Source organism: Parasedimentitalea nitratireducens (assembly GCF_057444295.1).
This window is the reverse complement of sequence record NZ_JBYAXC010000002.1, coordinates 124,648-147,210: the sequence shown is the minus strand read 5'-3', so window position 1 is coordinate 147,210 and position 22,563 is coordinate 124,648. Positions and strand designations below refer to the sequence as shown.

21 protein-coding genes and 1 tRNA gene are annotated in these 22,563 nt (G+C 55.7%); 12 read left to right on the top strand and 10 right to left on the bottom strand.

Annotated elements, in window-relative coordinates; all coding sequences use genetic code 11:
* Nucleotides 1-98: 98 nt before the first annotated feature.
* The 7 genes from AC2T28_RS06450 to pdxH all read right to left on the bottom strand — a co-directional run bounded on the left by AC2T28_RS06450 (nt 99) and on the right by pdxH (nt 7,280).
* A complete protein-coding gene (locus tag AC2T28_RS06450; RefSeq protein ID WP_486748154.1) occupies nt 99-632 on the bottom strand; it encodes an outer membrane protein in 534 nt (177 codons plus the stop codon).
* A gap of 399 nt (nt 633-1,031) precedes the next feature.
* Nucleotides 1,032-4,688, bottom strand: coding sequence for a vitamin B12-dependent ribonucleotide reductase (locus AC2T28_RS06445; protein ID WP_486748153.1), 3,657 nt, complete (start codon nt 4,686-4,688; stop codon nt 1,032-1,034).
* A 482-nt stretch (nt 4,689-5,170) separates the two neighbouring features.
* A complete protein-coding gene (locus tag AC2T28_RS06440; protein WP_486748152.1) occupies nt 5,171-5,359 on the bottom strand; it encodes a hypothetical protein in 189 nt (62 codons plus the stop codon).
* Between the two features lie 56 nt (nt 5,360-5,415).
* Nucleotides 5,416-5,492, bottom strand: a tRNA-Pro gene (locus tag AC2T28_RS06435).
* Between the two features lie 44 nt (nt 5,493-5,536).
* Complete coding sequence (locus AC2T28_RS06430) at nt 5,537-6,007, bottom strand: DUF192 domain-containing protein (protein ID WP_486748151.1); 471 nt, start codon at nt 6,005-6,007, stop codon at nt 5,537-5,539.
* Nucleotides 6,008-6,017: 10 nt separating this feature from the next.
* Complete coding sequence (locus tag AC2T28_RS06425) at nt 6,018-6,548, bottom strand: cold-shock protein (RefSeq protein WP_486748150.1); 531 nt, start codon at nt 6,546-6,548, stop codon at nt 6,018-6,020.
* Between the two features lie 126 nt (nt 6,549-6,674).
* Complete coding sequence (gene pdxH, locus AC2T28_RS06420) at nt 6,675-7,280, bottom strand: pyridoxamine 5'-phosphate oxidase (RefSeq protein WP_486748149.1); 606 nt, start codon at nt 7,278-7,280, stop codon at nt 6,675-6,677.
* Between the two features lie 131 nt (nt 7,281-7,411).
* On the opposite strand from pdxH, the gene fabI reads away from it, so the two are divergent.
* Genes fabI through gpt form a run of 3 tightly spaced genes read left to right on the top strand, consistent with a single transcriptional unit; the run spans nt 7,412 to nt 9,360 of the window.
* Nucleotides 7,412-8,218 carry an enoyl-ACP reductase FabI gene (fabI, locus tag AC2T28_RS06415; protein WP_486748148.1) on the top strand — a complete coding sequence of 269 codons (807 nt, stop codon included), beginning with the start codon at nt 7,412-7,414 and terminating at the stop codon, nt 8,216-8,218.
* Nucleotides 8,215-8,829 (top strand): LysE family translocator, encoded by a 615-nt coding sequence (locus tag AC2T28_RS06410; RefSeq protein WP_486748147.1) that lies wholly within the window; start codon nt 8,215-8,217, stop codon nt 8,827-8,829. The genes fabI and AC2T28_RS06410 overlap by 4 nt, the downstream gene beginning before the upstream one ends.
* 24 nt (nt 8,830-8,853) lie before the next feature.
* Complete coding sequence (gene gpt / locus AC2T28_RS06405) at nt 8,854-9,360, top strand: xanthine phosphoribosyltransferase (RefSeq protein ID WP_486748146.1); 507 nt, start codon at nt 8,854-8,856, stop codon at nt 9,358-9,360.
* Nucleotides 9,361-9,416: 56 nt separating this feature from the next.
* On the opposite strand, the gene bla is transcribed toward gpt, so the two are convergent.
* Nucleotides 9,417-10,175, bottom strand: coding sequence for a subclass B1 metallo-beta-lactamase (gene bla / locus AC2T28_RS06400; RefSeq protein WP_486748145.1), 759 nt, complete (start codon nt 10,173-10,175; stop codon nt 9,417-9,419).
* A 205-nt stretch (nt 10,176-10,380) separates the two neighbouring features.
* Between bla and AC2T28_RS06395 the strand changes: the two genes are divergently transcribed.
* From AC2T28_RS06395 to trpE, 3 genes are all read left to right on the top strand, one after another.
* Nucleotides 10,381-11,556 carry an aminotransferase gene (locus AC2T28_RS06395; protein ID WP_486748144.1) on the top strand — a complete coding sequence of 392 codons (1,176 nt, stop codon included), beginning with the start codon at nt 10,381-10,383 and terminating at the stop codon, nt 11,554-11,556.
* 143 nt (nt 11,557-11,699) lie between these two features.
* A complete protein-coding gene (locus tag AC2T28_RS06390) occupies nt 11,700-13,541 on the top strand; it encodes a peptidylprolyl isomerase (protein ID WP_486748945.1) in 1,842 nt (613 codons plus the stop codon).
* A gap of 15 nt (nt 13,542-13,556) precedes the next feature.
* Nucleotides 13,557-15,068 carry an anthranilate synthase component I gene (trpE, locus tag AC2T28_RS06385; RefSeq protein WP_486748143.1) on the top strand — a complete coding sequence of 504 codons (1,512 nt, stop codon included), beginning with the start codon at nt 13,557-13,559 and terminating at the stop codon, nt 15,066-15,068.
* A gap of 70 nt (nt 15,069-15,138) precedes the next feature.
* On the opposite strand, the gene AC2T28_RS06380 is transcribed toward trpE, so the two are convergent.
* Together AC2T28_RS06380 and AC2T28_RS06375 are read right to left on the bottom strand one after the other, a co-directional pair.
* Nucleotides 15,139-15,885 carry a sulfite exporter TauE/SafE family protein gene (locus AC2T28_RS06380; RefSeq protein ID WP_486748142.1) on the bottom strand — a complete coding sequence of 249 codons (747 nt, stop codon included), beginning with the start codon at nt 15,883-15,885 and terminating at the stop codon, nt 15,139-15,141.
* Nucleotides 15,886-15,931: 46 nt separating this feature from the next.
* Nucleotides 15,932-17,554, bottom strand: a complete 1,623-nt coding sequence (locus AC2T28_RS06375) for a divergent polysaccharide deacetylase family protein (RefSeq protein WP_486748141.1) — start codon at nt 17,552-17,554, stop codon at nt 15,932-15,934.
* Between the two features lie 189 nt (nt 17,555-17,743).
* Between AC2T28_RS06375 and AC2T28_RS06370 the strand changes: the two genes are divergently transcribed.
* From AC2T28_RS06370 to AC2T28_RS06345, 6 genes are read left to right on the top strand one after another with little or no spacing between them, the layout of a single operon-like run.
* Nucleotides 17,744-18,325 (top strand): anthranilate synthase component II, encoded by a 582-nt coding sequence (locus tag AC2T28_RS06370; RefSeq protein WP_486748944.1) that lies wholly within the window; start codon nt 17,744-17,746, stop codon nt 18,323-18,325.
* Nucleotides 18,322-19,344, top strand: coding sequence for an anthranilate phosphoribosyltransferase (trpD, locus tag AC2T28_RS06365; RefSeq protein WP_486748140.1), 1,023 nt, complete (start codon nt 18,322-18,324; stop codon nt 19,342-19,344). The genes AC2T28_RS06370 and trpD overlap by 4 nt, the downstream gene beginning before the upstream one ends.
* Before the next feature lie 2 nt (nt 19,345-19,346).
* Nucleotides 19,347-20,009: a uracil-DNA glycosylase gene (locus AC2T28_RS06360; RefSeq protein ID WP_486748943.1), complete on the top strand. Its 663-nt coding sequence runs from the start codon at nt 19,347-19,349 to the stop codon at nt 20,007-20,009.
* Nucleotides 20,006-20,818 carry an indole-3-glycerol phosphate synthase TrpC gene (gene trpC / locus AC2T28_RS06355; RefSeq protein ID WP_486748139.1) on the top strand — a complete coding sequence of 271 codons (813 nt, stop codon included), beginning with the start codon at nt 20,006-20,008 and terminating at the stop codon, nt 20,816-20,818. The genes AC2T28_RS06360 and trpC overlap by 4 nt, the downstream gene beginning before the upstream one ends.
* Nucleotides 20,818-21,288 (top strand): cyclic pyranopterin monophosphate synthase MoaC, encoded by a 471-nt coding sequence (gene moaC / locus AC2T28_RS06350; RefSeq protein ID WP_486748138.1) that lies wholly within the window; start codon nt 20,818-20,820, stop codon nt 21,286-21,288. Before trpC ends, moaC begins: the two co-directional genes overlap by 1 nt.
* Complete coding sequence (locus AC2T28_RS06345) at nt 21,289-22,461, top strand: molybdopterin molybdotransferase MoeA (RefSeq protein ID WP_486748137.1); 1,173 nt, start codon at nt 21,289-21,291, stop codon at nt 22,459-22,461. It begins immediately after the preceding gene.
* Nucleotides 22,462-22,563 lie beyond the last annotated feature (102 nt).

Here is a 22,563-nt window from a genome sequence, read left to right as displayed (position 1 = left end):
TTCATAAGGGCTGGATAGCACAGAGCCCCTGCCCCGCCAAGTCTGTTCTTTGTTGCCAAAACGATTGATCGGCCGTTCAAACCCGCAAACTGACAGGATCAGAACTGAAACGTTGCGCGCAATGAGAAGGAGTTGCTGCGCCTTAGACCTGATTGGTCTAACCCTTCTATATCCTGGTACAGGACTTCGCCGCCAAGCCTGACATTTTGATTGAGAGAATAAGACAGACCAAGCCCAACCACGGCTCCGGTCTCGTGATCCTGATCGTTTTCGGCACGTACGCCGCCCAGAGACAGGTAGCCAAGTGTCTGGCCAAAATCGTACCCGGCCCGCAGCTGTAAGCGCTGCATCTGTTGAGATTCGACCGAGCCAGCCTGAAACTGCGACCGTTCCACCTCAACCTCACCACCAAGTACAATCTGGCCAAAATCAAGATCGTAGCCGAAGTGAAACGCCGGGGTATTGCTGCGCTGGCGGCCAATGCCATTGGGATCAGAGACTTGCCTGCCAATCGAAGCCCTAACAAGAGCACCACTCCAATCTTCGGACACTGCAGACGTGCCAAGGGACACAGAGGATACTACACAGGCAAACAGCAGGGCTGGCTGGTTAAATTCGAGACAGTTGAGCATCGGAGTTGGCTTTCTACAGACACCTTCTGGTGGCTGACATTCACTGGGAAGCTTAAGCTTCGCTCAAAAAGCTTAATACTTAGTTCAAATGAGAGTGTTTTCCTCGTCACCAGGTCCAAGACGCACATCAAAAAAGTCCCCAAAAAACGCGTGGCAATATAGAATTTGGAGAGGCCTAAGCCCCCCCAAACCCGCTGTCTTAGCAAGGTAGTTTACCGCTCGTTGCTCTGCCTGCAACCTGCTCAATACTCGGGGCGACTGCACGCGCCCAACGCAACCAAGAGAGGCTTCGAACTTCTCAGACTGCGCCTTTTAGCCTGTATTTACTGCTCTTTTACGCTAGTAACCTTTTCTGACGTGAGCCTGACATGGCTAACTTATTTTTTAGGATCGCTAAATTTAGCTACACCCAGATGTACCACCACAAGTGTTGCATTTCATGCAGGTGCCATTGCGTACCAGTGTGTAATTTCCACACTCGTTACAGGCTTCACCTTCATAACCCTGCATTTTTGCCTTGGTGCGTGCATCCATACCCGAAGCTGTCGAAACAGAAGCTGTGGTATTTACCCCCGTTTCCGGCACCAGTGATTGCAGACTAGAGACCGGGTCCGAGCCAGTCTTTAGCTCACCCGTGGCCCCCTGCCCGCCTTGCAGCACAACCAGCTCTTGCGGCAGACGCTTACGCAGATACCCGGTTGATGAAATCTGCTTGAGAACTTCCAGCGACTTGCTAGCCGAGCTTTCGCTGACTTCCGAAACATTGGATACGCCCTCGTTCTCACCACGACCGATATCATCAAATGACGCGCCTTCGGGTTTGACATGGGCCAGATCGGTGCGGTCCAGATAGCTGACGGCCAGTTCGCGGAACACGTAATCCAGCACCGAAGTGGCGTTTTTGATGCTGTCGTTGCCCTGCACCATGCCGGCAGGTTCAAACTTGGTGAAGGTAAAGGCATCGACAAATTCTTCGAGCGGCACGCCGTATTGCAGACCAACCGACACCGCGATGGCAAAGTTGTTCATCATGGCGCGGAAGCCAGCGCCTTCCTTGTGCATATCGATAAAGATCTCGCCCAGGGTGCCGCTTTCGTATTCACCGGTGCGCAGGTAAACCTTGTGACCACCTACAACCGCCTTTTGGGTATAGCCCTTGCGGCGATGAGGCATCTTTTCGCGATGCGATTTGATCACCTCTTTGATGACGATCTTTTCAACGATCTTTTCAGCCAGAACCGCTGCTTTTTCGTGATTGCTGCCGGTTTCCAGCACCTCAGCTGCCTCGTCATCATCCTCGACCAAAGCTGCTGCCAGTGGCTGGCTCAGTTTTGAGCCATCACGGTACAGAGCATTGGCCTTGATGCCCAAGGACCAGCTTAGCTCATATGCTTTCTGGCAATCCTCGATGGTGGCATCGTTTGGCATGTTGATGGTTTTGGAGATCGCGCCCGAGATGAACGACTGGGCCGCCGCCATCATGGTGATGTGGCTGTCGACAGACAGGAAGCGCTTGCCCTTTTTCCCGCAGGCATTGGCACAGTCAAAGATCGAATAGTGCTCTTCCTTCAGGTGCGGCGCACCTTCCAGGGTCATGGTTCCACAGACGTGATCATTGGCAGCGTTGATGTCAGCCTTGGTAAAGCCAAGATGGCGCAGCAGATCAAAGGTTGGGTCATTCAGCTTGGTTGCCGGGATACCCAGCACGCCAGTGCAGAAGTCCTCGCCCAGGGTCCACTGGTTGAACACAAAACGCACATCAAAGGCACTTTCCAGAGCGGCGTCGATTTTAGACAGCTCATTTGGCCCAAACCCGTGGCCAGTTAGTGAGGTATGGTTGATACCCGGTGCATTGCCAATGGTGCCATGGCCAACAGCGTAGCCAACGATCTCTTGGATCTGAGCCGAGGAATAGCCCAAGCCTTCCAACGCAGAGGGCACCGAACGGTTGATGATCTTGAAGTAGCCACCACCCGCAAGTTTCTTGAACTTCACCAGTGCAAAGTCTGGTTCAATCCCGGTGGTGTCACAGTCCATCACCAGACCAATGGTGCCTGTTGGTGCAACCACAGTGGTTTGGGCATTACGGAAACCGTATTTTTCGCCCATTTCCAGTGCCTCGTCCCAAGCGCTTTTGGCCAGATCAGTCAGATGGGCATCCGGGCAGTTGTGTGAATCAAGCGGCACAGGCTTGACCGAGAGGCCCTTGTAACCGGTCTTTTTGCCGTATGCGGCATTGCGGTGGTTACGGATCACTCGAAGCATGTTTTCTGCGTTGCGTTCATAGCCAGCAAATGGCCCCTGCTCACCCGAGATTTCGGCTGAGGTCATATACGCGACACCGGTCATCAGGGCCGTCAGTGTACCACAAAGTGCGCGGCCTTCGTCGCTGTCATAACCATAACCCATGTTCATCAGTAGGCCGCCAATGTTGGCATAGCCCAGACCCAAGGTGCGGAAGTCGTAAGACAGTTGGGCGATTTCCTTTGACGGGAACTGCGCCATCATCACCGAGACTTCCAGCGTCAGCGTCCACAGACGGCAGGCGTGCATGTAGTCTTCGGCCTGAAACTCGCCGCCCTTGAGGAAGGTCAGAAGGTTGACGGACGCCAGGTTACAGGCGGTGTCATCCAGGAACATGTATTCGGAACAGGGGTTTGAGCCGCGAATCTCACCGTCGGCTGGGCATGTGTGCCACTCGTTCACTGTGTCGTGGTACTGGATACCCGGATCAGCACAGGCCCAAGCGGCGTGGCCGACCTTTTCCCACAGGTCACGCGCCCTGATGGTGCGGGCAACTTTGCCGTCGGTACGGTTGATCAGCTGCCAATCGGCATCTTTTTCCACGGCCTTGAGGAAGGCATTGGTAACGCGGATCGAGTTGTTCGAGTTCTGACCTGAAACCGAGCTGTAGGCCTCGGAATCCCAGTCAGTGTCGTATGTGGGGAATTCAATGCTGGTGTGACCCTGCTTGGCATAATCCAGAACCCGTTTGATATAGGTTTCCGGGATCATCACCTTTTTGGCTTCACGAATAGCAGATTTCAGACCTGTATTCTTGGCGGGGTCATATGCGTCAACTTCGGCACCGTCCCAAGATCGGATTGCCTCGAAAATGGCGTTCAGCATCTTTTCGTGCATTTTAGAGCCTGCCACAATCGAGGCAACCTTTTGCTCCTCGAGTACTTTCCACTCGATGAACTGCTCGACGTCCGGGTGATCAGCGTCAACGATGACCATCTTGGCGGCACGTCGAGTGGTACCGCCAGATTTGATTGCACCTGCAGCCCGGTCACCGATCTTCAGGAAACCCATCAGGCCGGAGGATTTACCACCGCCTGACAGAGCTTCACCTTCGCCACGCAGGTGGCTGAAGTTGGTACCTGTGCCTGACCCGTATTTGAACAGGCGGGCTTCGCGAACCCAAAGGTCCATGATGCCACCCTCGTTTACCAGGTCGTCTTGTACGCCCTGGATAAAGCAAGCATGTGGCTGCGGGTGCTCATAAGAACTGCTAGATTTGGTTAGCTTGCCGGATTTATGGTCAACATAGTGGTGACCCTGGGCTGGACCGTCGATGCCATAGGCCCAGTGCAGGCCTGTATTGAACCACTGTGGGCTGTTGGGCGCTGCGCGTTGGCTGGCCAGCATATGGCGCATTTCATCGTAATAAGCGCGAGCGTCTTCCTCAGTCGAAAAATAGCCGCCTTTCCAGCCCCAATAGGCCCAGGCGCCGGCTAGACGATCAAACACCTGCTTTGAGGAGGTTTCACCGCCAAAATCTACATCGTCGCCATCAGGAACGGACCGCTGCAAAAATTCAGGAACGCCCTTTTCACGGACTTTCTTCAGCTTTGAAGGCACTCCGGCTTTGCGGAAGTATTTCTGGGCAATGACATCGCTGGCCACTTGGCTCCATTCGGATGGGACTTCGACATTATCAAGACGAAAAACAATTGTACCATCCGGATTTCGGATCTCGGATGTGGCAGTAACAAATTCCAGATCCGCGTAAGCATCACGCCCGGCTTTGGTAAACTTTCTTTCGATCTTCATTCTACTGCCTTTGTTATCCAGTGTCCCAGTATGCGATGCCCGCGCAAATCGTACATAAAACCGTAGGATACACCGTAGGCACCACACAAAAAATGGGCGCTCCCGGACCATACTGGACCGTTCTCACAGTGTTTCCATTGTTAGCATGCCGTAGGTGCTGCCGCGATAAATCACACAAGATTTAGTGGCGTCATATACGACACCTACAATTTGGCGTAATTTGGCATATCCGGTCAACGCAAAAGTTAGCCCTTAGACCCGATCTTTTCTGTTGACCAATGATTAGGATTTATCCGGATCAAGTTCCAAAGTGATTCATCCACAAACCTCTCCACAAGATCAGCGCTAAAATCGTTTTAAACCGAAACTGGAATTATTAAGAAAAGGTAACAGCTTGCTTCTCGAACTTAACAATTCATCCCCATAGCAGTCACAAACCGTGAATCAGGTTTCTTGTGCGGCGGCCTCAAAGGAGTAGTGAATCAAAATTTCAATTCACCTGTTGATGACATTTTGCCTCTCACTGGGAAATCGAGTTTCTCAACCAGTGCTGTGTACCAAATGCCACGAATCCATTGCACTACTGAACATGCCAAGTGAGGCAAAAACGGAACCATCGACACAAATGGTCGCGCCAGCACAGAATCACAAATCAATAGAAACAGGTCCATTTCGTCCTGTTCTGCGCAACATGCGGAGTGCTAAGTTTCGCTGAACAGGAGGAAAATGGTCGGGGCGGCGAGATTCGAACTCACGACCCCCTGTACCCAAAACAGGTGCGCTACCAGACTGCGCCACGCCCCGGACCGTGCGCCTTCTCTAGCCGCGCCAAAAAGATTCGAAAACCCCTAACACGACCATTTCGGCTCTCGGTCAGAAAAAACTTGGTGGCGCATCTCGGTTCCTGGCGAAATACCATAACGTGATGCCAGCCCTGCGTTGATTTCAAGAACGGCAAAGACCTGGTCGCCGCCAGGAAGCGGGGATAAATCGCCAGGCACGGCGTTGGAATGAACATGTCCAACCACACCGTTCTGGTCGAGGAAGATAATATCGAGTGGAATCAGTGTATTCTTCATCCAGAACGCAGCGCGTTGAGGGTATTCATACACAAAGAGCATGCCAGCCCCGCGCGGCATAGACTCGCGGAACATCAAACCCTGGGCACGTTCATCGGGGGTGTCTGCGATTTCTACGGTAAAGGAGGCCTGCCCCCAATCACCACGTAGATCGACGCGATTGTCCTGGCATTCAGCCAGGGCTGCGCCAGACGCGGTCGCAGCAAAACAAAAGATCAATGCTGCGACACTGTTTTTCATCTAACTAATCTCAATCTTCCTGAACTGCGCTTTCCCAAGCCAGAACTTCAACAGCCATACGGCCGCGATTACCATCAATAACGCGCATCGCCAAAGCTTCGCCTGGCTGCAAGTCTGCCAAACCGGATTGACGTAAAACTTCGACATGCAAGAACACGTCGTCGTTGCTGCCAAACACATTGGCAAATCCAAAGCCTTTGCCCTTGTCGAACCACTTAACGCGAGCCGCTTCTAGAGGCTCGGAACGCAAGGAATCGAGATCAAGCTCGGCAAAATCTGCCAGCACAGGTGTATCATCCCGCTCGGGTGCAACAATCGACACCACTTCAACGGCTTGCACACCACGATCAGTATTATGAGTGAGAATTTCAATCTCGGCGCCGTCTGCAACAGAGCTTTGCCCGAAATTTCGCAGCACATTTACGTGCAACAGGATGTCTGGACCTCCAGATTCCGACACCACAAAACCATAACCCTTAGCTGGGTCAAACCACTTAACCATGCCTCTTACATGATGCATGCTGCTTAAATCTTCTGCCACTTTGAAGTCCACCGCGTGTTCTTGTTTTTATTGCTATTCCTAAGAGTAATGCGCGATTTTGTGTGACAATTTCAAGCCCCAAAGTTTCGAAAGCATCTACTCAATGTTATTCATGTCACACTAAAATTAGGGACTAATCCTCGAAATTTGCCAATTTGACGCAGGATTCTCGCGTCGCCAGACAAATCTGTCGTGCAACCTAAACGTGCCGTCAGCCCAAAGTTCAATCTCGGTTGGGACCAGTCTATAGCCCCCCCAAAATGGAGGTCTTTCGGGCGAAGTTCCCTTTGCTGCCGTGACCTTAGCGACCTCGGCCATCAGGGCGGACCGACTGGATAGCGGCTGTGATTGACGGGAAGCCCATGCTCCCAAACGACTTTTTAGCGAACGCGATTGATAATACTCGTCCGCCTGCGGGCCATCTTCGCGGCTGATGAGACCGCGAACACGCACCTGACGCCGCAAGGACTTCCAATGTAGGACAAAAGCAGCTTTCCCGGCATAGTCCAACTCACCAGCCTTGGCACTCTCGTAATTAGTGTAGAACACAAAAGCATCCACTTCAATTTCCTTTAGTAGCACCATACGAGCATTTGGCATGCCATCGGCATCTACCGTTGACAAAGCGATCGCATTGGGATCGTTAAGTTCAGTTTTTTCTGCCTCCCTTAACCACTCCTTAGCGATTACCAAAGGGTCGTCTCCGGCAAAGATTCCACTGCGATCTGACATTTGTCCCCCGACTGTTGTTGACGGCAACCTAGAAGGCTTCTGTTAAGTCGACAAGTGCAGCCACCCTTGAAGCAGGGCGTGCTATAACATAAAGGTCGCTAAATCATCGAGAACACGGGCGGAGAACCTGCATGTCTAATCAGCTGATGGCTGGAAAGCGCGGCCTTATTATGGGCCTGGCCAATAACAAATCAATCGCCTGGGGTATCGCCAAGGCCTGCGCTGACGCTGGCGCAGAGCTGGCTTTTTCCTATCAGGGCGATGCCTTGAAGAAACGCGTAGGCCCGTTGGCCGAAGAACTGGGTAGCGATATTGTCCTGCCCTGTGATGTTTCGGATGAAGGATCAATCGACGAATTGTTCAACGCGTTGGAAGAAAAATGGGGCAAGCTGGACTTTGTTGTGCACGCCATTGGTTTCTCGGACAAAGGTGAACTGCGTGGTCGCTATGTCGACACCAGCCGCTCAAACTTCCAGATGACCATGGATATTTCGGTCTATTCTTTCACGGCTGTTGTTAAGCGCGCCGAAAAGATGATGACCGAGGGTGGTTCGTTCCTGACCATGACCTATTACGGTGCCGAGCAGGTGATGCCACATTATAATGTCATGGGTGTGGCCAAGGCCGCGCTGGAGGCATCTGTCAAATACCTAGCCGAGGATCTGGGCAAAGACGGCATTCGCGTCAACGCGATTTCGGCTGGTCCGATCAAGACCCTGGCGGCTTCGGGCATTGGCGATTTCCGCTACATCATGAAGTGGAACGAGTATAACTCGCCGCTGCGTCGCAATGTGACCATTGATGATGTGGGCAAGTCCGCCCTATACCTGTTGTCCGACCTTAGCTCGGGTGTGACCGGTGAAAACCTGCACGTGGATGCGGGCTATCATGTGGTTGGCATGAAAGCGGTCGACGCGCCGGATATCTCCAAGGGATGAGCATCGCAGCTTTCATAGCTGCGGTAACGCTTTGCCTGATGGCAGCCATCAGCCCCGGCCCTGCCGTATTGATGGCTGCGCGCATTGGGCTAACCGAGGGCTGGCACACCGGCCTGGCCCTCGCCATTGGCATTGGCCTTGGCGCCGTGGTCTGGGCGGGGGGGGCTCTGTTTGGGCTGGCCCTGCTGTTTGACTATGCGCCAGTTTTATTGACGGTGATGAAGATCGGCGGCGCCGCTCTGCTGCTTTGGATGGCCTACAAAATGTGGCGCAACGCTGACGCGCCGATAGCCGAGGCGGATGTACCCGCTACTCCACGTTCGCCGCTGGCGGCCCTGCGGTTGGGTCTGGTTACCCAGTTGGCCAACCCAAAACCGGCCATTTTCTTTGGCGCGGTCTTTGTTGGCACTGTACCCACTGGCACCTCTGGTGCGGTGATGGCGGCATTGCTGGCCTGTATTTTCCTAGGCGAGACCCTGTGGAACGCCCTGGTGGCGCGGCTTTTCTCTTTGGAAAAGACACGCCGTATCTATATCAATCTGAAACATGTAATCGACCGGACCTTTGGCGGGCTACTTGCCCTGCTGGGGGCCAAGATCGCAGCAACCTGACGCGCTAAGCGGGGAGCCCAAACAATGACCGATCGTCTGCCACACGAAAAAGGCTTTCACATCTCGTGGGATCAAATCCACCGAGACAGCCGTGCCCTGGCCTGGCGCCTAGATGGACAAGGCCCAAATGACGGCGCTTGGAAAGCTGTTGTTGCAATTACCCGTGGCGGCATGGCGCCAGCCATGATTGTTGCACGAGAGCTGGACATCCGCACCGTCGACACCATCTCGGTGCAGTCTTACCACCACCAGGAACAGGGTGAGGCTGAGGTGCTAAAGGCGCCGGATGCTGACATCATGGGCGACCAGGGTGAAGGTATCCTGGTCATCGACGATCTGGTCGACAGCGGCAAAACACTGGATCTGGTGCGCAGCCTGTACCCCAAAGCGCATTTTGCCACCGTTTATGCCAAACCCAAAGGCCGCCCCATGGTGCACACCTTTATCACAGAAGTCAGCCAGGATACCTGGATCTTCTTCCCCTGGGATATGGCGCTGCAATATGTTGAGCCGTATCGCGGAACCGACTGATAGAGTTCCAAATTATTCCGAAAAGCGCGTCCATCTGGGCGCGCTTTTTGTTTGTATCACTGCTTGGAGTGCAAGCTGATCAAATGTTCAGTTCGATCTAGCAGCTCTGGCCCGGCAGGCGCACCATGCCCCGGCACCACAAGTGTCGCCTGTGAAAACTGATGTTTGACCGAGGCTACGGCCTGCGCCCAATGCCCGATATCGGCGTAATTGGTATTGCCCAGCCCCTTGGCCTGCATTGAGCGCAGCAAGCACCCTGCAAACAGCAGCCCGTCTTTGGCAACATAGACAACGATATTGTCGGCAGCGTGGCCTGCGCCGGGATGGTGCAGTTGCAGCCCATAAAAGTTCACCACTGCATCAGTTTGGTTCAAAGCCAAATCAAACTCTGCAGCCATCAACCCCTCTGAAGGTGCCAACTGGTTGCTTAAAGGATGGGCATAGGTCTCAATCCCGCGCGCACGAATTGCCCCTACTCCGCCCATCCGATCGCTATGAGCATGGGTAAAGACGGCGCGATCAATTGGCTGATTGAGTTCTGCTCTGGCCCAATCGAGAATCTCTGTGGTCTGTTCATCGGTCCAGGCGCCGTCGACCAGGATCGTATGCTCGCCACCAACAACGATGAGCCCATTTGATGGGACCAGCCCAAATTTAGGGAAGGTTTTGTAGCTGGTATGCATCCAGATGGTTTCAGTCAGCTGGGAGAATTCAACAGGCCGCTGGTTGTTTTGATCTGCGGTCTGGGCACTCGCTGCCGCCACACCAAGGACCATCACCACAGCACCCAATATCACTTTTGCCTTCAAAAACATTTGCCTGCCTCGCTTTCTGGGCAGTCTGCAAAGATCAGAGAGAAAAAGGCAAGCCTTGGGCTGATGACCGGCAATAAGCTGCATATTCCGCAAATTTCCGGCTTGCCCCTAAATCCAAAATTGGGTTGTTCTTTGCCCAACAGCGATAGATCCGTCGCCTCTCATACTCTGACTACAGTCAGGACAACCCCAACAGGACCCGGTGATGTCTCAGCCACGCACAACAGCAACCTTTACCTCCCCCATTGTCGAATCCCGTCGCTGGCTAGACGGCGTCACCTTTCCCGACAACAGGCCTCTGCTTAATGTCAGTCAGGCAGCACCAATTGATCCACCACCTGTTGAGTTGCGCAAAGCGATGGCGCAGGCCGCGCTAGAGGATGACAGCGCTCATCTATATGGGCCAGTTTTGGGTCGCCCCGATCTACGGGCAGGATTGGCGGCGCAGATTTCGGAACACTACGACGCCGTGGTCTCAGCCGACCAGGTCGCGATAACTTCGGGCTGTAATCAGGCCTTTGCCGCAACGATCGCCTCGCTTTGCGGCGAAGGGGATGAAGTTATCATTCCAACCCCATGGTACTTCAATCATAAAATGTGGTTGGATATGGCCGGGGTTAGCGCCCAACCGCTGCGAGTTGGTGACGACATGTTGCCTGACGTAGGCCAGGCCAAGGCGCTCATCACTCCACAGACACGCGCAATTGCGCTGGTTTCGCCCAACAACCCCTGTGGTGTCGAATATCCGGCGGACCTGCTGCGTGCGTTCTATGATCTTGCGCAGGAACACGGGTTGGCGCTGATTTTGGACGAGACCTATCGCGACTTTGATAGCCGGTCCGGACCGCCGCATGGGTTGTTGCAATTGCCCGATTGGGATCAAACCCTGATCCACCTTTACTCGTTTTCCAAAGCCTATCGACTGACGGGTCACAGGGTTGGAGCCATCGCAACCTCTCCTGCCTGTTTGTTGGAAATGGAGAAGTTTCTCGACACGGTTACGATTTGCCCCAATCAACTGGGCCAGATCGGTGCGTTGTGGGGGATTGAGAACCTGACAAATTGGTTGAGCGGTGAACGATCTGAAATTCTGGACCGCCGGGCCGCCATTGTTGAGAACTTCGACCTCTTGGCCAAGCAAGACTGGAAGTTGCTGGGCTGTGGCGCTTACTTTGCGTATGTAGAGCACCCGTTTGACATGACCTCGGACCAAGTTGCTCGCAGGCTGGTGACCGAGCAATCAATCCTGATGCTACCCGGATCGATGTTTGTACCCGTTGATGACCCCGTCGGCGCACGGCAATTCCGCATTGCCTTTGCCAATGTAGACCGTTTGGGGATCGCTGAACTGTTCAAACGGCTCGCGTCCTTTCAACTTTAAGTGCCATTTCATACCAGTGGCGCAACACGGCTTGCCCCTTTGAGGGCAGCAGCGTATTCAGGGCACCAGACATTTTTTCATCCCCTGCTGCGGCTGCCAAAACGGCGCCCAATATGCAGAGGCACCGACAATATGAGGGCATCATGGCCGCAGGCATGAAACATCTTTCCAAAACCTTTGTGTGGATCCTGATGGGATTGATCATGCTAAGCCTTGTTGGCTTTGGCGCGGTAAACTTCACCGGCTCGGCCAGCTCTGTGGCCACCGTCGGTGACGAAGAGGTTTCAATCGAGAACTATTATCGAGAACTTCAGCGCGAGCAGCAGGCATTGCAGGCCCAAACCGGCCAATACATATCTCTTTCACAACTTTCCGCCTTTGGCATGGATCAGGTTGTTCTCAATCGGCTGATTACGATTGCAGCAATCGACAATGAAGTGAACCAGTTGGGCATTTCAATCGGCGACGAAAACCTGCTGAAGGAAATCGTTGAAATCCGGAGTTTTCAGGGCATCAATGGCGAGTTTGACCGCCAGTCTTACGAATATGCGTTGGAAAACAATGGGCTGTCGGAGCGTGAGTTCGAAGCTGATCTGCGCCGCGAATCTGGCCGCACGCTGGTTCAAGGCGCGATACTTGTTGGAGCAAAGATGCCAACAACCATGCGTGACACTATCACCGGTTACATTGGTGCCCGTCGCAGCTTTACCCGGGTTCAGTTGGACAATAACGATATGGCAATGATTGCCTTGGCCCCGACAGATGCCGAGCTGCAGGCCTATTACGACGCCAACCCTGACATGTTCACACTGCCCGAAACCAAAGAGATCAGCTATGTGGTGCTGTCGCCCGACACACTGCTGAGCGACGTAGAGGTGTCACAGGACCGTATTCAGAAGCTGTTTGAAGAGCGGGCAGACCAGTACCAGTCGCCCGAGCGTCGTTTGGTCGAACGTTTGGTGTTTTCTGACGACGAAAAGGCAGCCAGTGCAAAGGCACAATTGGAAACAGGCGGAACCACCTTTGAAGCGCTGGTTGACGACCGTGGTTTGGCATTGGCCGATGTCGACATGGGCGACATGACAATCGGAGCTTTGGGCCTGGCTGGTCAGGACGTATTTTCGGCGCAAGTGGGTGACGTTGTGGGCCCGCTGTCCACAGATCTGGGCCCTGCACTGTACCGTATCAACGGTCGCCTTGAGGCGCGTGTGACGCTGCTTACCGACGTTGAAGCTGAACTGCGCGCCGAGCTGGCCGCAGGTGGCGCCCGCCTCATGATCGAGCAGCAGTCCGAAGATATTGACGATCTGCTGGCTGGTGGCGCGACACTGGAAGAGGTCGCAAGTGAAACTGACATGGTTCTGAACACCATCAGCTGGACCGCTGAAACCACCGCAGACATCGCTGCCTACAACGGTTTCCGCGAAGCGGCTGCGGCTGTGACAGTCGAGGACTTTCCTGCTGTTGCCTTCCTTGAGGACGGCAGCCTGTTTGCGATCCGCTTGGACGAAGTTCTGCCTCCGCGCCCTGAACCGCTGGCTGATGTTTACACCAAGGCGCTGCAAGGCTGGAACGCGCAGCAGCGCCAGAACGCCATCAATACCGAAGCCAACGCCATTCTTGGCCGCGCCAAGGATGCTGGTAACTTTGACGAAGATCTGAATGCCTCCGTTGAGACAGGCCTGACCCGCACTGCCTATATCGACAACTCACCTGCCGACATGATGAACCAAGTGTTTGAGATGGAAGTTGGTGAAATGCGTGTTGTGTCTGGTGAGGGATCAACGGTTGTTCTGCGTCTGGATGAGGTTCTGCCCCCGGCTGAAAGTGATGATCTGACAGCGATGTCCGAAGCTCTTCAACAGCAACTGGACCAAGCCCTGTCAGAGGCTTTGTTCCAGGCGTTTGCGCAGGATGCACAAATTCGTGCGCGTCCCTTTATTGACCAGCAGGCGCTCCACGCCGTGCAGGCCAATTTCCAGTAACCAAGGCAGCAGATCATGGCTTTGACACCCGATTTCGACACGTTCGCCAAGGCCTATGAGGCGGGCGAAAACCAGGTCGTTTACACCCGCCTGGCCGCCGACCTCGACACGCCTGTGTCCCTGATGCTCAAGCTGACAGGTGCCCAAAAGGACGCCTTTATGCTGGAGTCGGTGACCGGCGGCGAAGTGCGTGGGCGCTACTCGATTATTGGGATGAAGCCAGATCTGGTGTGGCGCTGTCGGGGTAACACATCCGCCCTGAACCGGTCAGCCCGGTTTGATGCGGATGCCTTTACCGATCAGGCTGGTGATCCGATGGATAACCTGCGCGCCCTGATCGCCGAAAGCCGGATTGATCTGCCCGAATATTTGCCGCAGGCCGCTGCGGGCCTGTTTGGCTATCTCGGCTATGACATGATCCGCCTGGTTGAGCACCTCCCAAATGTGAACCCGGATCCGCTGGGCCTGCCTGATGCTATCATGCTGCGCCCCTCGGTGATTGCCGTTCTGGACGGTGTCAAAGGCGAGGTCACGGTTGTGTCCCCCGCCTGGGCCAGCGAAGGGCAATCTGCCCGCGCCGCCTATGCCCAGGCAGCTGAACGGGTGATGGATGCGGTGCGTGATTTGGAACGTGCCATGCCGGCCGAAACCCGTGATCTGGGTGAGGCAGATGATGTGGCTGATCCGGTCAGCAACTTCACCAAATCCGGCTATATGGAAGCGGTTGAAAAGGCCAAGGACTACATCCGTGCGGGCGATATTTTCCAAGTGGTTCCGGCGCAGCGCTGGACCCAGGAGTTCCGCCAGCCGCCGTTTGCTCTGTATCGCAGCCTGCGCCGCACCAACCCGTCGCCGTTTATGTTCTACTTTAACTTTGGCGGCTTTCAGGTGGTAGGCGCCAGCCCAGAAATTCTGGTGCGGGTCTTTGGTGATGAAGTCACCATTCGCCCCATTGCCGGCACTCGCCCCCGTGGCGCAACCCCCGAAGAAGACCGCGCACTAGAGGCGGATTTGCTGGCTGACAAAAAGGAACTGGCCGAGCACTTGATGCTGCTGGATCTGGGCCGCAATGACACCGGCCGCGTTGCCAAGATTGGCACCGTGCGTCCAACCGAAAAGTTCATTATCGAGCGTTACAGCCACGTGATGCACATTGTATCAAACGTGGTAGGCGAGATGGCCGAGGACAAAGACGCGCTGGATGCCTTCTTTGCCGGGATGCCTGCGGGCACCGTATCTGGTGCGCCCAAGGTGCGAGCGATGGAGATCATTGACGAGCTAGAGCCGGAAAAGCGCGGCGTCTATGGTGGCGGGGTTGGTTATTTCTCGGCTGGTGGCGACATGGATATGTGTATCGCCCTGCGTACTGCCGTGGTGCAGGATCAAAAGCTGTACATCCAGGCCGGTGGCGGTGTGGTCTATGACAGCGACCCTGAAGCTGAATTTATGGAAACCGTCCATAAATCCAATGCCATCCGGCGTGCAGCGGCTGATGCGGCGCGTTTTACCGGGAATGGCAACAGCTGACGCCGAACCTCATTTTCTAGAATACTCCTTTCGGAGTCACCGGGCTTTTGACTGCAAGAGCCCGGTATTTTTATGCCAGGCTTCGTGCGAAAAACACCGCCGTCATGACCAGACCAACAATAACAACAATGGTTTTGACCATTGCCACCGGCATCAAGCGGGCCAAGCGTGCACCGACGTAGCCGCCAGTCGTGGCTGCCACCATCATGATTGCGGCCTCTTTCCAGTACACAATACCGGCAAGGGCAAATGTCGCCACTGACGCAGCTGACAGGACAAAGGACAGCATGTTCTTGAGCCCGTTCATCAGGTTCAGATCGCGATAACCAAGGGCCGAAAACAGGGCCAGCAGGACAATCCCCAGCCCACCGTTGAAATAGCCGCCATAGATCGACACGATCAGGGTGGCGAACCATCCCTGCGAGTCCCCTTTTCCACGCGCCGCGACCCAGGCGTTGATCTTCCCCCCTAACAAAAACAGTATAGTGGCAAACAATAACAGCCAGGGCACAACCCAATTGAACACGGTTGCCGGTGTGACCAGCAGCAAAAGTGAGCCAGATACACCGCCGACGATCGACAGAATGATCAAACGGATCAGCGTCTTACGGTCAAACGACTTGATTTCGTTCAGGAATCCCAGCGCACCGCTGGCGTAGCCCGGAAACACCGCCACAGCACTTGTTGCATTGGCCGCAATCGGTGGCACGCCGACAAAAACCAGGGCTGGAAAAGTCAGGAAACTACCGCCGCCCGCAATGGAATTCAGCCCGCCGGCCAGAAAGGCCGCGACAACAAGAAGTGTGAGGTCGATCATCTGTCTACTTTTTTACGAGGATTGGACTGGGAATTTGGTTTTCGCGTTATTGGTCAGCTGCGTTAAGGGCAAGCGCGGCTGACACCGGGGCCAGTGCAACCCGCGCAGCGCGATCTTGTAGCCCCCACAGAAGCAGCGCCGAGATGGTATCGGGACGGACCCGCCCCAGCATTACAACCGCGCCTTCTTGGCCAGCGCGGAACGCGGCCTGGTCCAGGAACCTGCGAATGGCGCGCGGGTTCTGGCCGGCACCGTCAAAATCGCGAAAGACCACGGCTGCCGGGACGCCATCACGCGCCGCAAGTTTGTGGACTGTGTTCAAACCATGATCTTGTGTTAGCAAGCCACGACCCGAGGCGGCCGCCACGGCCGAAACCTGATCTGCCAAAGGTCGGTTACCCTGAAACCCGGTTACGGTGCCCTCCAGAATGCCGACAGTTTCCGGCAGGGTATCCATCCAAACAGCCAAGGCTGTTTCAGCATCTTGAGGCGCCGCTTCACGCGGCAGGTCTGTCAGAACCAAGACCTCGAACCCTGCGGCCCGACGTGCCGCCATTTTCTCGGCGGCTTTGGGATCTTGGGGGTCGATGGCAAAACTCAAAGGATATGGAAATCCAAGCAGGGCCTCGGCGCCAATCGACTGCGCGTCGTCGATCAAGACAATCGACATCAGCGGCCGTTCGTCCGGGTTTTCGAACAGTTCAGCGTAGGCTTCGAACGGGGAAACACCGCCAGTATCGGAGCCAACCTGTGCGCTGTTTCGTTCTGTCAAAGGCACCACCGGCGTGCCAAACGTAGTTCCGCCGCTCGTGTCCGAAGAGGTTGCCTGCAACACTGCAACCCTTTCCTCTGCTGTGTCGGCGACAGCATCCGAAGCGGGATCTTGACTGGCCTCTTCGCGCGCTTCGCCTGGCACGGATTGCGGTGCAGGCGCATCGACGATCGTTGGTAGTGTAGTGGGAACTGTAGTTCCCGGCACCTGCACGGTATCGGGGGCTGTCATAATTGGCACATCAATTGCCACCTGTGGTGCGGCCACAGTTTCAGTACTGGGAACTTCTGATGTTTCAACACCTTCTGATCCGCTGTTAATATCGGGAGTAGCTCCAGATGGCGCGGTGTCTTCAGATCCGCTGTCGATCACCGGAACCATCTCTGGCGCGGCAGTCGCCACATCAACGCTGGGCAGCGACTGAACCACAGCGGGTTGTGGGGGCTGCGCTGGCTCGCTGGAAACCTCGATCTCGTTTTCCTGAGACGGAGCTTGTGGAACAGGCAACGCGCCAATTGGCACAACAGGGGCATCTGTTTGCAATGCGATCTGCGGGGCGGTTTGTGACCCGGGCGCAGCAGTAAGAGGATCAGCAACTGAAGCGTCGCCAGACCCAATCTGGGGGCGGTCGGCGGGCTGAATATCGGCGTCTTGCAGCGCACTCAGGTCGTCACCCACAACACCCTCGGGGGCAACTGGCGCGGCCTCTACCAGATCGGCATCCGGCCCGGTCGCCTGCACTTGCAAGCTCGCTTCATCCGCCGGAACCACTTGGCTGGTTGGCGTATCAACTGCTACGTCCACTACTTTGGGAAGTGGCACCGAAAGTGATAACATCGCGGCACCAGCAGCGGCCACCAGGGCACCTATACTTACGCCACCTAAAAATCCTCGCATGCCTGTCTTGCCTTTCCAGTCTTTCATCTGCCCGTCGAGACCGCTGAATCTGCGTTCATCCGTCCCATTAGAATAGTTGTTACACAGCCCTACGCACTTGACGCTGCCGCGCAACCCTGAACATGTATGTTGCAACCACTATACTGCGGCGCGGCCCTGCCCCGCCAGCCCTTAAAAGAGCCTGCCAAGATGTTGCTGCTAATCGACAACTACGATTCCTTTACCTACAACCTAGTGCATTATCTGGGTGAGCTGGGTGCCGAGATAGAAATCCGCCGCAACGATGCCATCGATGTGCAAGAGGCAATGGCGATGAAACCAAGTGGCATTTTGCTGTCACCTGGCCCCTGTGACCCCAATCAAGCAGGCATTTGTTTGGCGCTGGCTGAGGCCGCCGCCGAAACCAAAACACCACTGATGGGCGTGTGTCTGGGGCACCAGACCATTGGCCAAGTGTTTGGCGGCAAGGTTGTGCGCTGCCACGAGATTGTGCACGGCAAAATGGGCAGCATGTCCCACACTGGTAAGGGGCTGTTTGCTGGCCTGCCATCGCCATTTGAGGCGACCCGTTATCACTCGCTGGTGGTTGAGCGTGAGAGCCTGCCAGATTGTCTGGAGATTACCGCCGAGCTGGAAGATGGCACCATTATGGGGCTACAGCACCGCGAATTGCCCATTCACGGCGTACAATTTCACCCAGAATCAATTGCTTCCGAGCATGGCCACGCCCTGCTGCAAAACTTTTTGAACGAGATGAAGGACCCGACATGAGTGACCGTTTGAAGCCACTGATCGGGGCCGCTGCCGAGGGCCCTTTGACACGTGAACAGGCGGAGACCGCCTTTACGCTGTTGTTCGAAGGTGAGGCAACGCCAAGCCAGATCGGTGGTTTGTTGATGGCGCTGCGTACGCGCGGCGAAACGGTGGATGAATATGCCGCTGCCGCCGGGGTCATGCGCGCCAAGTGTAATGCTGTCAAAGCCCCTGCTGGCGCGATGGATATCGTGGGCACCGGTGGGGATGGCAAACACACACTGAATATCTCTACCGCAACCGCTTTTGTTACCGCAGGCGCAGGCGTGGTTGTGGCCAAACACGGCAACCGCAATCTGTCGTCAAAATCCGGAACTGCCGACGTGCAAACCCAGATGGGCATCAATGTGATGGTGACACCGGATGTGGTGGAAAAGGCGCTGGCCGAGTGTGGCATCGCATTCATGATGGCACCGATGCACCACCCGGCAGTGGCCCATGTGATGCCAACACGGCAAGAGCTGGGCACCCGTACGATTTTCAACATTCTGGGCCCGTTGACCAACCCGGCGGGTGCCAAACGCCAGCTGACCGGAGCCTTTACCCGCGACCTGATCCGCCCAATGGCGGAAACGCTGGGGCAATTGGGATCTGAGTGCGCCTGGTTGGTGCATGGATCCGATGGCACGGATGAGCTGACCATTACCGGCATCAGCTGGGTTTCGGCGCTGGAAGAAGATGGCAGCATCCGCGACTTTGAACTGCACCCCGAAGAAGCCGGCCTGCCGGTGCATCCGTTTGAGGACATTGTGGGCGGCACGCCCGAAGACAACGCCAATGCGTTCCGGGCATTGTTGAACGGTGAACAATCGGCTTACCGCGACGCGGTCCTGCTCAACTCGGCCTCGGCCATCGTGGTGGCTGGCAAGGCCAACAGCCTGACCCAAGGCGTTGAAATGGCGCGCGAAAGCATCGATTCCGGTGCTGCAAAATCCAAGGTCGAGGCCCTGGCAAGGATCACCTCTGAGGCCAAGTGATGATGGACAAACTCCCGGCAGGCTGGTCAGACCTGTCGTTTTTCACATTAGACTGGCCTGCGATTAGCACGGCGATCTCACTGGATTCACGGCAAATTCTGCCCCCAGTTCATCAGCGCTTTGTGGCGTTTGAACTGACGCCACCGGAACAGACCCGTGTGGTGATTTTGGGGCAAGACCCATACCCTACGCCTGGGCATGCCCATGGGCTGGCGTTTTCAGTCGAGCCGAATGTGACGCCCCTGCCCCGGTCGCTCAACAATATCTACAAAGAAATGGCCGAGGATATCGGCGCAACGCCAACCAATGGTGATCTGCGTGGCTGGGCCAAACAAGGTGTTTTGCTGCTGAACACGGCCCTGTCGGTGCCCGCTGGTGAGGCCAATGGCCACAAAAGCCTGGGCTGGGCGCACCTCGTGCACCAGGTGCTGGATCACACCTCGCGCCGCCCCACCGCCTATGTTCTGTGGGGCAACGCGGCGCAAAAGCTTGAATCTTTTATCAATCCGGGCGATCACCTGATCCTGAAATCTGCCCATCCCTCGCCCCTGTCGGCCCGACGCGGCTTTTTTGGCTCGCGCCCGTTTTCAACCGTGAACAACTGGCTGGCATCCCGGGATGAGGCTACAATAAATTGGACTACACCACCGGAGGCCGTGGAATGACGATAAATGTGCTGGATAAGATCAAGGCCTATAAGCTTGAGGAAGTGGCCGCCGACAAGGCAGCCAAGCCGTTGAGCGAAGTGGAAGCCGAAGCCAATGAGGCCAGCCCAACCCGCGGCTTTGCCGATGCGCTGATGACAGCCAACCGCGAAGGTTATGGTCTGATTGCCGAAATCAAAAAAGCCAGCCCCTCCAAAGGTTTGATCCGCCCCGATTTTGAGCCTGCCGCACTGGCGAAGGCTTACGAGGATGGCGGCGCGGCTTGCCTGTCGGTGCTGACCGATACCCCAAGTTTCCAAGGGGCCAAGGAATTTTTGGTTCAGGCCCGTGCAGCCTGTTGCCTGCCTGCCCTGCGCAAAGATTTCATGTATGACACCTATCAGGTGGCTGAGGCCCGCGCGCTGGGGGCGGACTGTATCCTGATCATTCTGGCTTCTGTGTCTGATGCCCAGGCGGCTGAGTTGGAACAGGCTGCGTTTGAATGGGGCATGGATGTGCTGCTGGAAGTGCATGACGCCGAAGAGCTGGAACGCGCCTGTGCGTTGAAATCGCCGCTGATGGGAATCAACAACCGCAATCTCAAGACATTTGAGACCACGCTGGACACCACTCGCAACTTGTCGAAACTGGTGCCCGCAGATCGCACCATCGTTTGCGAAAGTGGCTTGAGCGCACCCGCAGATTTGTCGGCCATGGCCCAGTACGGCGCGCGTACCTTCCTGATTGGCGAAAGCTTGATGCGTCAGGACGATGTGGCCAGCGCTACTCGTACTCTTCTAGCCAACCCACTTGTTCCCGGAGCTGTCTGATGTCGCTGACCCATTTTGATTCCAAGGGCGACGCCCATATGGTGGATGTTTCGGACAAGGCAGTGACCTCGCGCATCGCCACCGCCGAAGCGCATATCCGCATGGCGCAGGCCACCTATGACATCATCGCTGAAGGCAAGGCCAAAAAGGGCGATGTGCTGGGCGTCGCACGACTGGCAGGCATCATGGGGGCCAAGAAAACTGCGGATCTGATCCCGTTGTGTCACCCACTTCCAATTACCAAAGTAGCGGTTGAACTGACTTTGGACCCCACTCTTCCTGGCGTTCAAATTGAGGCCACGGTCAAGACCACCGGCCAGACTGGGGTTGAAATGGAAGCGCTCACTGCTGCCAGCACTGCTGCACTAACGGTTTATGACATGTCCAAGGCCGTGGATAAGGCGATGGAAATTGGCGGATTGCGTGTCATTTTGAAAGACGGCGGAAAATCAGGTCGTTACGAGGCATAAATGATCACTGTAGACGACGCTCTTGCGCAACTTTTGGCACTGACATCCAAGCTGGAAACTGAAACGGTGCCGCTGATCGAGGCCGCAGGCCGTGTATTGGCGCAGGACGTCGAAGCGCGCCGGGACCAGCCTCCCTTTGCCGCCTCGGCCATGGATGGCTATGCCATGCGCGCTGATGAGGCTGAGCATCATTCGATCCTAAAAGTGGTGGGCGAAGCCGCTGCAGGCCATGGCTTTGACGGTGAGGTCAAACCCGGCCAAGCAGTGCGCATTTTTACCGGCGCCCCGGTTCCCGAGGGCTTGGATTTTGTTGTCATCCAAGAAGATATCACCCGCTCTGGCGATCTGATCACCATTGCCAATGACCCCGGCGATGGACACAATATCCGCGCTTTGGGAAATGATTTTAAATGCCGCAGCATGGTCAACGCGCCTCGCATCCTAACCCCTTCAGACATCGCCCTGCTGGCCTCGATGAATATCGCCACGGTCCCAGTGACCCGTCGGCCACAGGTTGCGCTGATTTCAACCGGCGACGAGTTGGTGATGCCCGGCGAGGATCCCGGTCCGGACCAGATCATTGCCTCAAACACCTTTGGGCTAAAGGCGATGCTGGATGCCATAGGCGCCCATGCGCGCATCTTGCCTATTGCCCGCGATACCGAGGTCTCGCTGCGCACAGCCTTTGATCTGGCCAAGGGAGCCGATCTAGTTATCACCATCGGCGGAGCCTCGGTTGGTGATCATGATCTGGTGGGCAAAGTGGCAGCTGATCTTGGCATGGAGCGGTCATTCTACAAGGTGGCTATGCGCCCCGGTAAACCCTTGATGGCTGGTCGCATGGGCGATGCAGCAATGGTCGGCCTTCCGGGAAACCCTGTATCGGCAATGGTTTGCGGGCATATCTTCATCGCCCCGATGATCCGCGCAATGCTGGGCCTTGGCACGGAACCCGCCGTCCCACTCCGTGCTGCTCTTTCAGCCCCACTCTCTGCCAACGGTCCGCGCCAACACTATATGCGGGCGCAGCTGGAAAACGGGCAAATTCGCGCCTTTGAGCGCCAAGACAGTTCCTTGCTATCCGTTCTGTCCACCGCCAACGCGTTGTTGATCCGCCCACCGCATGATCCCGCTCGCGCAGCCGGAGATATGGTCGACTATCTTCCGATCTAAACCGGTGTTTCTTTTTACCCCAAATACTCTCGCCGAAGGCACAGGCCTTTGGCCTGTTCCCTACATCTTCTGTTAACCATGACCGTTGACACAAAACAAGAA

What these genes read in the sequence shown, in the direction of transcription:
- AC2T28_RS06450 (WP_486748154.1), bottom strand. Translation starts at nt 632, where the DNA reads ATGCTCAACTGTCTCGAATTTAACCAGCCAGCCCTGCTGTTTGCCTGT.
- AC2T28_RS06445 (WP_486748153.1), bottom strand. Translation starts at nt 4,688, where the DNA reads ATGAAGATCGAAAGAAAGTTTACCAAAGCCGGGCGTGATGCTTACGCG.
- AC2T28_RS06440 (WP_486748152.1), bottom strand. Translation starts at nt 5,359, where the DNA reads ATGGACCTGTTTCTATTGATTTGTGATTCTGTGCTGGCGCGACCATTT.
- AC2T28_RS06430 (WP_486748151.1), bottom strand. Translation starts at nt 6,007, where the DNA reads ATGAAAAACAGTGTCGCAGCATTGATCTTTTGTTTTGCTGCGACCGCG.
- pdxH (WP_486748149.1), bottom strand. Translation starts at nt 7,280, where the DNA reads ATGTCAGATCGCAGTGGAATCTTTGCCGGAGACGACCCTTTGGTAATC.
- fabI (WP_486748148.1), top strand. Translation starts at nt 7,412, where the DNA reads ATGTCTAATCAGCTGATGGCTGGAAAGCGCGGCCTTATTATGGGCCTG.
- AC2T28_RS06410 (WP_486748147.1), top strand. Translation starts at nt 8,215, where the DNA reads ATGAGCATCGCAGCTTTCATAGCTGCGGTAACGCTTTGCCTGATGGCA.
- gpt (WP_486748146.1), top strand. Translation starts at nt 8,854, where the DNA reads ATGACCGATCGTCTGCCACACGAAAAAGGCTTTCACATCTCGTGGGAT.
- bla (WP_486748145.1), bottom strand. Translation starts at nt 10,175, where the DNA reads ATGTTTTTGAAGGCAAAAGTGATATTGGGTGCTGTGGTGATGGTCCTT.
- AC2T28_RS06395 (WP_486748144.1), top strand. Translation starts at nt 10,381, where the DNA reads ATGTCTCAGCCACGCACAACAGCAACCTTTACCTCCCCCATTGTCGAA.
- AC2T28_RS06390 (WP_486748945.1), top strand. Translation starts at nt 11,700, where the DNA reads ATGGCCGCAGGCATGAAACATCTTTCCAAAACCTTTGTGTGGATCCTG.
- trpE (WP_486748143.1), top strand. Translation starts at nt 13,557, where the DNA reads ATGGCTTTGACACCCGATTTCGACACGTTCGCCAAGGCCTATGAGGCG.
- AC2T28_RS06380 (WP_486748142.1), bottom strand. Translation starts at nt 15,885, where the DNA reads ATGATCGACCTCACACTTCTTGTTGTCGCGGCCTTTCTGGCCGGCGGG.
- AC2T28_RS06375 (WP_486748141.1), bottom strand. Translation starts at nt 17,554, where the DNA reads ATGCGAGGATTTTTAGGTGGCGTAAGTATAGGTGCCCTGGTGGCCGCT.
- AC2T28_RS06370 (WP_486748944.1), top strand. Translation starts at nt 17,744, where the DNA reads ATGTTGCTGCTAATCGACAACTACGATTCCTTTACCTACAACCTAGTG.
- trpD (WP_486748140.1), top strand. Translation starts at nt 18,322, where the DNA reads ATGAGTGACCGTTTGAAGCCACTGATCGGGGCCGCTGCCGAGGGCCCT.
- AC2T28_RS06360 (WP_486748943.1), top strand. Translation starts at nt 19,347, where the DNA reads ATGGACAAACTCCCGGCAGGCTGGTCAGACCTGTCGTTTTTCACATTA.
- trpC (WP_486748139.1), top strand. Translation starts at nt 20,006, where the DNA reads ATGACGATAAATGTGCTGGATAAGATCAAGGCCTATAAGCTTGAGGAA.
- moaC (WP_486748138.1), top strand. Translation starts at nt 20,818, where the DNA reads ATGTCGCTGACCCATTTTGATTCCAAGGGCGACGCCCATATGGTGGAT.
- AC2T28_RS06345 (WP_486748137.1), top strand. Translation starts at nt 21,289, where the DNA reads ATGATCACTGTAGACGACGCTCTTGCGCAACTTTTGGCACTGACATCC.